Here is an 11,822-nt window from a genome sequence, read left to right on the forward strand (position 1 = left end):
TGCCGTAGTTGAGGATGTATTTTGAATGCCCGCTAATGACAAGTAAGCGCAAGCCACTGCAAACCCACCGGTAGAAAAATCCCGAAATTGACTTCGTCCGCCAAGGGCGAACCAAATGCACCCAATTCACTAATAGCCTGGCGCACTGCGTCATAGTTGCTCAGGACTTGGATATAGTGCCAATTACCCCAAGCCAACAGACCCGCTGAAACCAACCCCAGCCATCCGGCGTGGCTACAAGGATGCGAATTCATTTGTCTTACCAACCTCTGTCGGCATATTGGATGGCAATAGCCTGCACAGCAGGGTGTATAGTTTCTGCGGATCCAACGGCTTATGTAACACCAGATAGCCTTCCTGCTCGGCTTGGTTTAGTGCGGGAGAATTGAACTCGCCGCTGATCATTGCCCCGGCGGCCTCCGGGCAGCGTTCCAGCAAGGCTTGCAACAACTCGAAACCGCTTTCGCCGGAGCGCAAACGCTGGTCGCAAAAAATCGCGTCCGGCGTGAAACCGGCATCAAGCAAAGCAAATGCTTCGTTGGCCGATGCCGCGCAAGCTGCTTCCACCCCCCAGGAGTTCAACAACGCTAGCCAGGCGCCGCGCACTTGCGGTTCGTCGTCGATAATTAGGCACCTGCCACCCAAGAGCTCGCCGTGAGAGGCCGGCAGCAATGCCTGCTCGCGCGCCGCCGACCGCTGTTCGTTGCTTTGCGCGGCGAGCAATCGCAACCAGAAACGAGAACCTCGACCTTCTCGCGAACTCAAACCTTGGCTGGCGCCCATTAAATCAGCGCAACGCGCCACCACGGCCAAGCCCAAGCCATGGCCGGCGTTATCGATGCGCCAGGCATGCTCCGGACGAAAAAACGGTGAATAGATGCGTTGTTGGTCGTCTTCCGCAATACCGACACCGGTATCCCACACCTCAAATTGCCAGTCGCCACTACGGCGCCTGACAGACATCAGCACTCCGCCGCGTTGGGTATAGCGCAAAGCATTCTGCATCAGGTTGATCATGGATTGGCGCAGTAACATGGCGTCGGCGACAACCAGCGCGTGACCGCCGCTCAATCTTACCCTGAGATCGATTTGCCGAGACCGGGCTTCTTCTTTAAACAGGGTGGCGACATCATTCATCAGCAGGTCGAGCGCCACGGTTTGCAGATTCACCGGCTGGGCGCCCAGCTCGATTCTGGACAAATCCAACAGCGAGTTGAACATCTGCGTCACCGACTGCACGCTTTGCCGCAAATCCTGCAAGGCTGGGCTCAACAGTAAATCCCGGTTGCGGCGGGAAATGGATTCGATCAAAAAGCCCATGGCATGCACCGGCTGGCGCAAGTCGTGGCTGGCCGTGGTCAGGAACTGGTTTTTGGCGCGCAGTGCGGCTTCCGCTTCATCCTTAGCAAGCCGATAGTTTTCGGCCAAACGGATACTGTCCTCTTCCAGTTTGATTTGCCGTAAAAAGAACCCGTGGGAAATAACGGATTGGCGATCTAACGTCCACAGCATCACACCAGATAGCGGCAGAACCAAAACCCAATGGTCGGGAAATGCCCACGGCGCAATCATCATGCAAGGCAACCAAGCGGCATTCGCGAAACGACGATACGCGCCCAAGACCGGCGATAGTTGCGAGGCGTTTGCCGCAACGATAGTTGTCAGCACCACGGCTTGCAGCAATGTGAACTCAAAAGGCACTCTTCCCGCAGTAATAACACCAGTGGCGGCCAAGCCAAATCCGTGCAACGTCGCGGTTCGATAGACGATAGGCAGCCATTTGTCGAGTGCTCGCTCGCTGGGCAAGCGTGCTCGATCCTGGCGGTAGATAGCATTTTGCTGTCTTACGGCCAGGCCGGCAAGTAGGTAAGACAAGGTCCAAAGCCAATAACCTTCCGGGTTCAATCCCAAGCTGTATTGCCAATAACCAAAGGCAACACCGGAAATGGGTAGCAGGCCGATGCCGTGAACCAGGCGGCCATATGTCATATCCAGGAGTCTAGCCCGTCCTTCCGTACCAACATCGGCAAATGTTAACTTGAGTTCGCCCCCCATCACTCTATCCGTCTGCCGCGTAACATGGTGATCACCTCGATCCGGTTGCGCGCACCCAAACGCTCGAGAATGCCGCTGACGTGTTCCTTGACGGTTTGCTCAGACAGCGACAAATTCAGCGCGATGCGCTTATTGGGCAAGCCCTTCAACATCATCGCCAGCACTTGGCCTTGGCGGGCGGTCAAGCCCAGCTCGGCTGCGGTGACCGGCAGTTCCTTGAGCGGCTGATTGACACCTGTCACGGCAAAGGGACCGGTGTGAAACCAAGTGTCGCCCCGCAGCAATGCAGCCACGGCACGGCCGAATATCTCCGGCGCTTCCTGCTTATGCAGAAAACCGTCGGCACCGGCCTCGCGTGCCTTGTCCGACACGGCCGAATTGTCGTCCGCGCTGATTGCCAGCAAACGCGTCGCCGGGTACTGCCGTTTCATTTCCACTAACAACGGCAGCGACGCACCTTCCGGCAGCCAAAAATCCACCACGACCAACGACGGCGGCTGGGCGGCATCGAGAATATCCCAAAACTCAGCGATGCCGGACACCGGCCGGACCTGGCCGAAGCCGCAATGCGATAGCAAAAAATCGGCGATGCCGCTCGCCAACAGCGGATGGTCGTCGATAACCAACGCGCTAGCCGAATTTGTCACAGTCAACTCTCCCTAATGGTCGATAGCTTTGTTCGCTATTCTCCACCGAAGGAAGCTAGCGCTAAAACATGTAAAATGGTTGCATCTTAACAAACAGTCGGCACATCCTGACACCCTACTCCGGTAGGGTTCCGCCGCCGCGCCGCGCTTCCGATAATGCTGCCCAGGCTTGCCGGCGTTCGTCAGGGTTCCGGGCATTTGCATCCGTGTAAAACGACTGTTTGGAAAACGCTTTTTGATCCCACTGATTTATTAATCAATAAAAGCAGCCCATGACGAAGATACGGCAAATGACGAATTTTATAAAACATTCGATGCCGTTACATCAACCTTAGGTCTATCAATTAAAAAGAGGCGACGCTATGAAAACGTGCTTTCCATCGTTACCGGTTGTGGTTGTTTTAACCATTAGTGGGTGTGCTTTACGTTTGCGGGGCAATCACAAGGCGAATCCATGAAAAATGTTATGACAATCATTGCCACGTCCATGCTCTGTTCATGCGGTTTTATGACGCCAGCCAAGCAATATTCGGGCGACACTCTTAGCGCTGACGAGATTGCGGTAATCCAAAGTGTTGTGGGTACCCCTTTTGCCGATGCCTATCACGCGACCATCATCGGCTATATGAAGATTGAAGCCAACGGCTCAGGCGAACAGAAGGCATTTGGGTTGCCGGGTTTTACAGACTACCCCAGCGAAATTCATGTCTTGCCCGGAGAGTACGAAATTCAAGTCTATTGCTTTAAAGGATTTTCGAGCCATAGACCCAAGAAAACCCTGGTTTTACAAGCAGCCCAAACCTATTTGCTCAAATGCGATGTCCGAAGCGATCAGGCGTTTATCGGTGTGAGCTCGCGAGCCAACTAGCCAGTTAGGGCGGTTGGATTTTACCCGCCACGGTTAACTCGATCCATGATTTTTGCCCGGTCGAAACCCATCTTCCGAGACAAACGCGCTGTTTAGCTATACGTTACAAGACCGACTTAGCATTTTTAGTATGAGTAGCAAGGTTCTTCGGCACCGAATTACCCGGAATACTGCTGCGTTTCAATGCGGACAAAATCCCCATGGCTGGTGCCGATGATCGAATCGGTGCAGCGCAGGTTTGTCTTATGCCTGACGGTATCTTTGTCGATACATCTTGGGATAGTGTTGGCGTTGACCGATATAGATCGGCCGAGGAAACCGGCTGACCGTTTGACAGCGCTATCGGTGGAATTCAAGATCCTACGCTTAGCGAAACAAGACAGGCAAAATCAGTTGCCGCTAAGTCCGCCATCCAGGATGGCCGGCGGCGGATCAAGGACGCCACCAAAGCCGGCGCGGATTTTGCCGGATCATGGCGATTCTTCGCCCCGGCAAACGAACAACGCCGCGCCGCGGACCGACAAGTCAGCGAATCCCGCACATCCGGAGTCTGCCAAGCTCGACCTATCCAAGGTATTGAACGATATGCGTCAAGTCGCCCGAGAATCGGCCGAACTTGAAGGAGGGAGCAAGTTCGATCGCCGCAAATTGGCGGTTGCCCCGGAAAATCTTAAGGCGCCGGATAGCAGGCCCGTGCAAGAAACGGAAACCTATACGCTTCCCAACGGTTACCAGCGCCGATGTGTCGTCAACGCGGACGGCATAAAGCAATGTATGAGTAAAGAGGCGGATGATGGCAGCATTTGGAATGCTAAGATTTATTTACCGGACTCGCTGCCATCCGACGGCAAATCCGTCGAATTCGCTAGACGTCTACAGCAGGCTGTCGGAAAACATTAACCCTATCGATCAGCTTGATGAAAATGCATGACTTTAGGGTTGCTTCGTGACTTCAATTCGGCCAATGTAGGCTTCGGTTAATTGCACGACGCTTGCCAATGCTAGCCAGCCGAACAGCACGCCTTCGGTAAGGCGTTGAATCAGACCTCGATGGTTGGTCAGAGTCGGCAGAGTCATGAACGCAAGCCCAATCAACACCAGAACGCCGGAAATCTTTAACGGGATCGCGACGCGTTTGCTCGGAATTCGCCCCAATAGAAGCAAGCCAAAACCGCCTCCCAGATATTCAAGCGCACCGAACAGGTTATGAATTTGCTGGCCCAGGAGCCGACCAGCGGGGAGCCAGGATCACACGGGAACAGCGCACAAATCACATAAGCCGTTCCCACCCAGGAAAATGCCAGTAAACCCTGGCGATGAGTAGAGTTCTGCTTGAGCATGCGGTACTGGCAGGCCAACGCAAGCCATTGTGTCAAACCCACCGGCAGGAAAAGTCCGTAATTGATTTGGTCCGCCAATGGCGTTCCGAACGAAGCCAATTCGCTGATGGTCTGGCGCACGGCGTCGTAGTTGGGTAGCGATTGGCCATAATGCCAGTTACCCCAAGCCAACAGGCCCGAGGAAGCCAGCCCCAGCCATCCGGCAAGAATACTACTAGGCGATTTCATTTCTCTTGGCTATCCCTGTCAGCGGACCGGATGGCAATTGGCGGCCAAGCAGCGCATACAAGACCACTGCGTCCAAGGGCTTGTGCAAGACCAGATAGCCCTGCTGCTCGGCTTGGTCCAGGGTCGGCGAATCGAGTTCGCCGCTGATCATTGCCCCGGCGGCGTCCCTCCCGCGAACTCCAACCCTGGCTAGCGCCCATCAAATCGGCGCAACGCGCCACCACCGCCAGGCCCAGACCGTGGCCGGCGTTGTCGATCCGCCAGGCATGTTCGGGGCGGAAGAGCGGCGAATAGATACCTTGCAGGCCGTCTTCCGCGATGCCGACTTCGGTGTTAGGCATTACTTCAGCATTTGCCGGCGGCTTTTAATAACGCATTGCAGCTTGCTTTGTTGGTTTTTCCGGCATCGCTTGAGCCCTTGGTGAAATCCGTGCACATAGCATCAGCCCCGCTTGCCATCCCCCAGGTCGCGAATTTACCGAACCCCGACGGTTCTAAAATTTCACATTTAAAGATGGCCCCATCGTTCGTTTTAACGGTGTACTGCATGCCGTTATAACCAGCTGGCGCTTCCGTTGCCTGTGAATTAGTAATTGTGAAGTTACCAATTTCACGGCCAATCGCCATTGATATTTTGCCTTCGGCTTTGTTGCTTCCTTGGGCGGGAGTGTTATTTGCCGTTGTTGCGCAGCCGGAAAGTACCAACAAGAGAGTTACAGTCAGAAGTTTTTCTACCATTATTGATTCTCCAACGCTCCGAGTTAAAGAAACGCAGGGCATAGGAGCGCGAAAATATGCCTAACGTCAAGTTGTGGTATCAAGCGGCCCAACTAAGTGTCCAGATGGTTGTTGTGCCGGCGCAGGTCGATTTTTCTGCTGTTGGCAGAACTAAATCAGACCGACTCAAAACATGCAAAATAATTACATCTTAACAAACCGCCTGGCCTGGATCACACCCTACTCCGGTAGGGTTCCCTGTCTGCATCCGCCTTCCGATAATGCGCCCAGCCTTGGAGCCGTTAGTCCGGTTTCCGCGTGGCATCAGTTCAAGAACAGCTTTTTGGAGAAAACGATGAAACGTAAAATTTTATGCGCCGCGTTGGCGGCGCTCGGTACGCTGGCAGCAGGCAGCGTGCAAGCGCAGTTGTTCGACCGCGGCGGCGGCCTGATCTACGATAGCGCGCAAAACGTCACCTGGCTGGCGGACGCCAACTACGCCAAAACCAGTGGTTCCGACGCCCAAGGCAAGATGAGCTGGCAAAACGCCGTGGCCTGGGTGGACGGCCTCAGCTACTTGGACGGCGTACGCGGCACCACCTACAGCGATTGGCGCTTACCGACCTTCAACGACCTGGGAGTGCCCGGTTGCGACTATGGATACAGCGGTAGCGATTGCGGATTCAACGTCTCCACGGCCAGCTCGGAGCTTGCTCATCTCTATTACGGCGACTTCAGTAACAAAGGCTCCCTCGATTCGCGTGGCGGACCACAGTCCGGCTACGGCATCGTCGACGATCCGGCGACTGCCGACGACGAAAGTCTGTTTAGCCATATTCAATCCTTTGGTTACTGGCTAGGCACCAGTTACGGCGGCGACGCCAGCAAAGCCTGGTACCTGAGCACTGCGACCGGCATGCAAAATTACATCAGCAAAGGTACCAATTATTACGTATGGGCGGTGCGCGACGGCGATGTCGCGGCGGTGCCTTTGCCAGGTGCGGTCTGGCTGTTCGGTAGCGCGCTGATGGGCTTGATATACGCAAAGCGTCGCAGCGTATAACTTGATTTTTAATCCGGCGGGCGGCTTTTGCAGGCCGCTTGTTACTTTCGAGGAGATCTTATGAAATTGAAATTGATGGCTGGGGTTTGGGCTATGGCTTTATTAAGCGCATCGGAGGCTTATGCCTCGCAAACCGTGCTCACCTTTGAAAACTTGAACGATGGGGATTTGGTTGACGGTTATGGCGGTATTTCCGGATGGCAAGCCGGCGGAGGATTGCGAGATTATTCCATTTACCCGTCCCATCAACCGGACATGGGCGATCGTTATTTTGCGGTTTCTTACGGCGGTGCGGAGCTGAGTTTCGACTCGGCGCCGGTGGTATTTGAGGGTGTGCACTATAATTTTGTCGGCTTCGACAGCAATATCAGCTACGAACTGTATTACCAAAACCAACTGGTTTATAGCGCACTGCTGGTTCCAGAAGATCAGCCGCCGGAAGTTTATTGGTTGGCATCAGGCTACAGCGGCCTAATCGATAAAATCTATTTTCACGGAACCTCGGACGGTGTCGTCATCGACAACCTGACTTATTCCGCTACCGCTCCCGTGCCGTTGCCCGGCGCCGCTTGGCTGTTCGGCGGAGGTCTGGTTGGTTTGCTGGCTCGCGGCAGGCGCCGGCGAAACCATTGCTCCCGGCAATTTGCCCAGGAATAACCATCGTGAAACACACCCAGCGCTAATTCGACTGATAGGGGACGCGGCTGATGAAATTTAGACCATCAGTAATGGTCATTCTGTTGCTATTGCTAATCATGCTAAGCGGCTGTGCCGCCACCACCCCGAATGTAACGATGGGGAAAGTCTCCGGCCGGCAAGTAGAATTTGCGATTAGTAAGCACGGCACTGTGCCGGTTGTCTTCGAAGCGGGGCTGGACGGGACTTTCGCCTGGTGGGATGACGTGTATCCGGCGATAGCCCAAGACGCCACCGCATTGGTCTATAACCGCGCGGGCTACGGGAATAGCGAAACAGTCGAGGCGCCGCGCGACGGCCGGCATATTGTCGAAGAGTTACGTAGCTTGCTCGCCAGCCGGGGTCTGGCGCCGCCATATGTACTGGTGGGACATTCGCTGGGCGGCTTGTATATGCAGTGGTACGCCCGCTACCATCCGCAGGAAGTGGCGGCCCTGATTCTGGTCGATTCGACTCATCCCTCGCAACTAAAAGGTGCGGGGGCTATCGAAAACTGGCCGATGTGGGTGCGATTGGCGTTTGGTTTGCTGACGTCGGCTACTGCAGAGCGAGAGCTAGCCGCCCTCGATCTAACCGGTGACGAGGTTTTGGCGGCTCCACCGTTTACCCGCGGGCCGGTCATAGTATTAAGCGCAGCTCAACCCTTGTCTGATACGTCGGCGTTGGCAATCGACGGCAACCAAAAACGCAAAGATATTTCGCGGCTTTATCCGGGAGCGATTCAACGCTGGGTAGATAGCGGCCATGCCATTCCGCTGGAGAAGCCGGAGCCTATCGTTTCGGCAATCCGCGAAGTCTTGTCGATCACCTGGCCGAACTCGGCTAAGCCGACTGCCTCGACAAGAGACGTCTTGGCGAAAAAGGAAAAACCCTAACCCTCGCAGCGCCATTAACCGGCCTTCGCCAATAATTTGCGCAGCAGTTCATCACGCTGGTTAATATCCAATTTGGTGTAGATCTTGCAGACATGATCCTTGACCGTGGCTGGCTAGATATGCAGCCGCGAACCGATACGCTCAAATGACATGCCTTGCGCCACACTGGGCAACGCCTGCATCGTCCGCAACATTTTCAAAGCCAACCGTTCGCGATGCTCGACAGTCAAACCCACCAAGTTTTGCAGATCGCCGCCAAGCTGACTCGCCGATACACCGCTGCCAGATTTGCTAGAGTTGGGCCAGCATTTTGCGAGGATATTGAACACGCCTGGCGTCTGTATTTTGAAAAGGTAGTCTTACTGCTCTGAGTTTGAGGAAAAAACAACCTACTCATGGGGGGTTGTTTCGCTGCAACATGTTGCTACTATAAGCACTCGAGGGAATGCCACACAGTCTAAAAGCTAACGCACATAAAATCTCGACTTAAATTTACCTAGGCCTTTGCTCCAGTCTTATGCGGCGCAACTCGATTAATTCTTAACCGCCATAAACCAAAGAGGACTCAAATGAACAGCAAAACACTTTCAGCAGTAGCGGCCATTGTCGCCGGACTAAGCGCCAGCCAATTCGCTTCCGCCGCCCAAGCCCCCAATTATTACGAATGCTCCGGTCGGAATGTCAGCCTGAGCTTGACCATAGGCAGCAAGGCCGAAGTTGGCATCCGGCCTCCGCAAACTCAATTAAATCTACAGGTGGGCCAGAAAAATCATACGTTTGCAGAAGCCGACATAACCACCGAAGCGACATTGATTGGCGATTTGTGGGAAGTGGTTTTGCATGCCGTACCGGATTTATATGTCGAGCACGCCGCCGTGATCATCCCGTCCATCTCCTTGGCTGATTCACCGTTAAATTTCAAAAGCCAGCTGGTTCTAACCCGCGTAGCGACCCCATTCAGTCCGGAAGCTTTCGAAGGCGTTGTCAATCCGTCGCGATATATCGATATTTCCTGTATTGCCTCTGTACTGTATTACTAAAACGCAGTGCAAAAATAATCGCCATGTCCTTCAGGATATGGCGATTCCGCTGACAGTCATTCTCAAGTTTTCTAAACTGCCTGCACGGCCGGCGAACGCAAATGACCAATATTCGCCGTCCAGATTGCCTTCTATAGCCGCCAAGTCCAAGCAATCCTTCAATCCACGCGCCCACGCGGGGCGCGATACCTACGCCGGCAAGCTGATCTGAAACATCGGAGGCTTTAGCTTGGGATCAAGGGGGTGGCATTATTTTTAGGAAAAGCCGAGTTTGCTGCTAGATCGCTCGAACATTGAGCTAAATCATTTGAGCGGGGAAGGCTATCAATCAGGGGAATTACTCGTTACTCTGGTAAGGCACCTGAAGGTTGCGGAAAGGTCTGCAACATTCAGGTTTGGAATACGGCTTATGCCTATCAAATACTGCTTGTTCGCCTTCTAAATTAGCTTACCCGCTTGCATAAGCTTATTTACGCAAGCGTTTGTAAGCATTGATCAAGCCGTTGGTGGAGCTGTCGTGATCGGTAACGAATTCTTCGTTTTTCAGCTGTGGCAGAATCGCCCGCGCTAACACTTTACCCAATTCCACCCCCATCTGATCGAAAGAGTTGATATTCCAAATCACGCCTTGCACGAAGATTTTGTGTTCGTAAAAGGCTATCAGTGTTCCCAATGTTCTGGGCGTAAGCTTTTTGAACAAAAACGAATTGGACGGTTTGTTGCCGTCGAAAATTTTGGACGCAATCAAGGCATCATCCAGGTTTGGCTCATGGCTTAAATCTTTTCTAACTTCGACCTCGGTTTTGCCGCGCATCAAGGCTTCCGCTTGGGCCAGAAAATTAGAAATCAGGATGTCGTGGTGGTCGGGTAAGTCGTATTGACTTTGCGCGGCCGCCAGGAAGTCGCCGGGAATGAGCTTGGTGCCCTGATGGATCAACTGGAAAAACGCATGCTGTCCATTAGTACCGGGCTGGCCCCAGATAATTGGCCCAGTGTTGTAATCCACTTTTTCACCCTTCATAGTGGCGCTTTTGCCATTACTTTCCATATCGCCCTGCTGGAAATAATCGGCAAAATATTTCAAGGACTGTGCGTAAGGCAAAATCGCGTAGGTTTCCGCATCGAAGAAGTTGTTGTACCAGATGCCCAGCAAGCCCATGATCACCGGAATGTTCTTTTCGAACGGCGCGCTACGAAAATGCTCGTCGGCCAAATGCGCGCCCATCAGCAACTCTTCGAAATTATCCATACCCACGTATAGGGCAATCGACATGCCGATCACGGACCACAAAGAATAACGGCCGCCCACCCAATCCCAGAACTCGAACATATTGTCCGGATCGATACCAAATTCCTTCACTTTGGTGACATTGGTCGATATGGCCACGAAATGCTTGGAAATATGCGCGGGATCGACGGCGGCCTGCAAAAACCAGTTGCGCGCCGAACGGGCGTTGGTCATGGTTTCTTGCGTGGTAAAGGTTTTTGAGGAAATCAAAAACAGCGTGGTTTCCGGATTAAGCGGTTTTAAAGTCTCGACAATATCGGTTTGATCGACATTGGAAACAAAATGGGCTTTCAAGCCGTCTTTACCGTAGGGCGCCAGCGCGGTATCGACCATTTTCGGCCCTAGGTCCGATCCTCCGATGCCGATATTGACAATGTCGGTAATGGCTTTGCCGGTATACCCCACCCAGGCGCCGGAACGAACCTGTTCGGTGAATACCCGCATTTTTGCCAGAACCTTATTGATTTCCGGCATCACATCCTGGCCGCGAAACAGCACCGGCTTGTTACTGCGATTCCGCAAGGCGGTATGCAAGACAGCGCGTTTTTCCGTGGTATTAATGATGGAGCCTGAAAACATTGCTTCGGTCTTAGCGGACAACTCTGCTCGCTTCGCCAAGTCGATCAACAAAGGCAAGGTTTCCTCGGTAATCAGATTTTTAGAAAAGTCGAACAACAAATCGTCAAATGTCGCCGAAAACTTGTCGAAGCGCTGCGGATCTTTATCAAACGCATCCTTCATGCAAAATTTACCGGCAATCTCGAGGTGATGTTGCTTAACGGCATTCCATTCGGCAGAGTTTATTAATTTGGACATATTGTTGTTATTTAATTAACCGGATAGGGGGATTTTTCAGTGGACCTGAACAAGCAGAGGCATTTTAAAGGAATGATTCATAACCCCATTATAAGGATTGTCTTTGATTGCTGACAAAAAAAATTACAGCTTGAATCGTTCATCCCAACTAAGGAACGATGGCCTTTCTTTGGCTATGGCGATGTGCTA

The 11,822-nt window shown here is 53.2% G+C and carries 16 protein-coding genes; 7 read left to right on the forward strand and 9 right to left on the reverse strand.

The window, feature by feature from the left end; genetic code table 11:
• Positions 1-32 precede the first annotated feature (32 nt).
• The 3 genes from EBA_RS21325 to EBA_RS21335 are packed head-to-tail and all read right to left on the reverse strand — an operon-like array spanning position 33 to position 2,702.
• Positions 33-254: a hypothetical protein gene (locus tag EBA_RS21325; RefSeq protein WP_192376586.1), complete on the reverse strand. Its 222-nt coding sequence runs from the start codon at positions 252-254 to the stop codon at positions 33-35.
• Positions 235-2,055 carry an ATP-binding response regulator gene (locus tag EBA_RS21330; protein WP_192376587.1) on the reverse strand — a complete coding sequence of 607 codons (1,821 nt, stop codon included), beginning with the start codon at positions 2,053-2,055 and terminating at the stop codon, positions 235-237. The genes EBA_RS21325 and EBA_RS21330 overlap by 20 nt, the downstream gene beginning before the upstream one ends.
• The gene (locus EBA_RS21335; RefSeq protein WP_192376588.1) at positions 2,055-2,702 is read right to left on the reverse strand and encodes a LuxR C-terminal-related transcriptional regulator; all 648 of its coding nucleotides are present in this window, start codon (positions 2,700-2,702) and stop codon (positions 2,055-2,057) included. Before EBA_RS21335 ends, EBA_RS21330 begins: the two co-directional genes overlap by 1 nt.
• Before the next feature lie 454 nt (positions 2,703-3,156).
• Here EBA_RS21335 and EBA_RS21340 point away from each other — a divergent pair, with 454 nt between their 5' ends.
• Both EBA_RS21340 and EBA_RS21345 read left to right on the forward strand, forming a co-directional pair.
• Positions 3,157-3,570 carry a hypothetical protein gene (locus EBA_RS21340; protein WP_192376589.1) on the forward strand — a complete coding sequence of 138 codons (414 nt, stop codon included), beginning with the start codon at positions 3,157-3,159 and terminating at the stop codon, positions 3,568-3,570.
• 183 nt (positions 3,571-3,753) lie between these two features.
• The gene (locus EBA_RS21345; protein WP_192376590.1) at positions 3,754-4,470 is read left to right on the forward strand and encodes a hypothetical protein; all 717 of its coding nucleotides are present in this window, start codon (positions 3,754-3,756) and stop codon (positions 4,468-4,470) included.
• Positions 4,471-4,503: 33 nt separating this feature from the next.
• Here the strand turns inward: EBA_RS21345 and EBA_RS21350 are convergent, their stop codons facing one another.
• From EBA_RS21350 to EBA_RS21365, 4 genes are all read right to left on the reverse strand, one after another.
• The gene (locus tag EBA_RS21350; RefSeq protein WP_192376591.1) at positions 4,504-4,647 is read right to left on the reverse strand and encodes a hypothetical protein; all 144 of its coding nucleotides are present in this window, start codon (positions 4,645-4,647) and stop codon (positions 4,504-4,506) included.
• Positions 4,648-4,685: 38 nt separating this feature from the next.
• A complete protein-coding gene (locus EBA_RS21355) occupies positions 4,686-5,138 on the reverse strand; it encodes a DUF998 domain-containing protein (RefSeq protein ID WP_192376592.1) in 453 nt (150 codons plus the stop codon).
• Positions 5,125-5,289 (reverse strand): hypothetical protein, encoded by a 165-nt coding sequence (locus tag EBA_RS21360; RefSeq protein WP_192376593.1) that lies wholly within the window; start codon positions 5,287-5,289, stop codon positions 5,125-5,127. Before EBA_RS21360 ends, EBA_RS21355 begins: the two co-directional genes overlap by 14 nt.
• Positions 5,290-5,483: 194 nt before the next feature.
• Positions 5,484-5,876 carry a hypothetical protein gene (locus EBA_RS21365; protein WP_192376594.1) on the reverse strand — a complete coding sequence of 131 codons (393 nt, stop codon included), beginning with the start codon at positions 5,874-5,876 and terminating at the stop codon, positions 5,484-5,486.
• 334 nt (positions 5,877-6,210) lie between these two features.
• Between EBA_RS21365 and EBA_RS21370 the strand changes: the two genes are divergently transcribed.
• Genes EBA_RS21370 through EBA_RS21380 form a run of 3 tightly spaced genes read left to right on the forward strand, consistent with a single transcriptional unit; the run spans position 6,211 to position 8,489 of the window.
• A complete protein-coding gene (locus EBA_RS21370; RefSeq protein WP_192376595.1) occupies positions 6,211-6,918 on the forward strand; it encodes an Lcl C-terminal domain-containing protein in 708 nt (235 codons plus the stop codon).
• A gap of 60 nt (positions 6,919-6,978) precedes the next feature.
• Entirely contained in the window at positions 6,979-7,575 is a 597-nt protein-coding gene (locus tag EBA_RS21375; protein ID WP_192376596.1) for a hypothetical protein, read from the forward strand.
• Between the two features lie 50 nt (positions 7,576-7,625).
• Positions 7,626-8,489 carry an alpha/beta fold hydrolase gene (locus tag EBA_RS21380; protein ID WP_192376597.1) on the forward strand — a complete coding sequence of 288 codons (864 nt, stop codon included), beginning with the start codon at positions 7,626-7,628 and terminating at the stop codon, positions 8,487-8,489.
• Between the two features lie 113 nt (positions 8,490-8,602).
• Here the strand turns inward: EBA_RS21380 and EBA_RS21385 are convergent, their stop codons facing one another.
• Positions 8,603-8,818: a hypothetical protein gene (locus EBA_RS21385; RefSeq protein ID WP_192376598.1), complete on the reverse strand. Its 216-nt coding sequence runs from the start codon at positions 8,816-8,818 to the stop codon at positions 8,603-8,605.
• A gap of 240 nt (positions 8,819-9,058) precedes the next feature.
• On the opposite strand from EBA_RS21385, the gene EBA_RS21390 reads away from it, so the two are divergent.
• Together EBA_RS21390 and EBA_RS21395 are read left to right on the forward strand one after the other, a co-directional pair.
• Positions 9,059-9,529: a hypothetical protein gene (locus EBA_RS21390; protein ID WP_192376599.1), complete on the forward strand. Its 471-nt coding sequence runs from the start codon at positions 9,059-9,061 to the stop codon at positions 9,527-9,529.
• Between the two features lie 37 nt (positions 9,530-9,566).
• Positions 9,567-9,740 carry a hypothetical protein gene (locus EBA_RS21395; protein WP_192376600.1) on the forward strand — a complete coding sequence of 58 codons (174 nt, stop codon included), beginning with the start codon at positions 9,567-9,569 and terminating at the stop codon, positions 9,738-9,740.
• 255 nt (positions 9,741-9,995) lie between these two features.
• Here the strand turns inward: EBA_RS21395 and pgi are convergent, their stop codons facing one another.
• On the reverse strand, positions 9,996-11,633 hold the full coding sequence (pgi, locus tag EBA_RS21400) for a glucose-6-phosphate isomerase (RefSeq protein WP_192376601.1): 1,638 nt from the start codon (positions 11,631-11,633) through the stop codon (positions 9,996-9,998).
• Positions 11,634-11,822 lie beyond the last annotated feature (189 nt).

This window comes from Methylomonas albis, assembly GCF_014850955.1.
GTDB classification, from domain to species: domain Bacteria; phylum Pseudomonadota; class Gammaproteobacteria; order Methylococcales; family Methylomonadaceae; genus Methylomonas; species Methylomonas albis.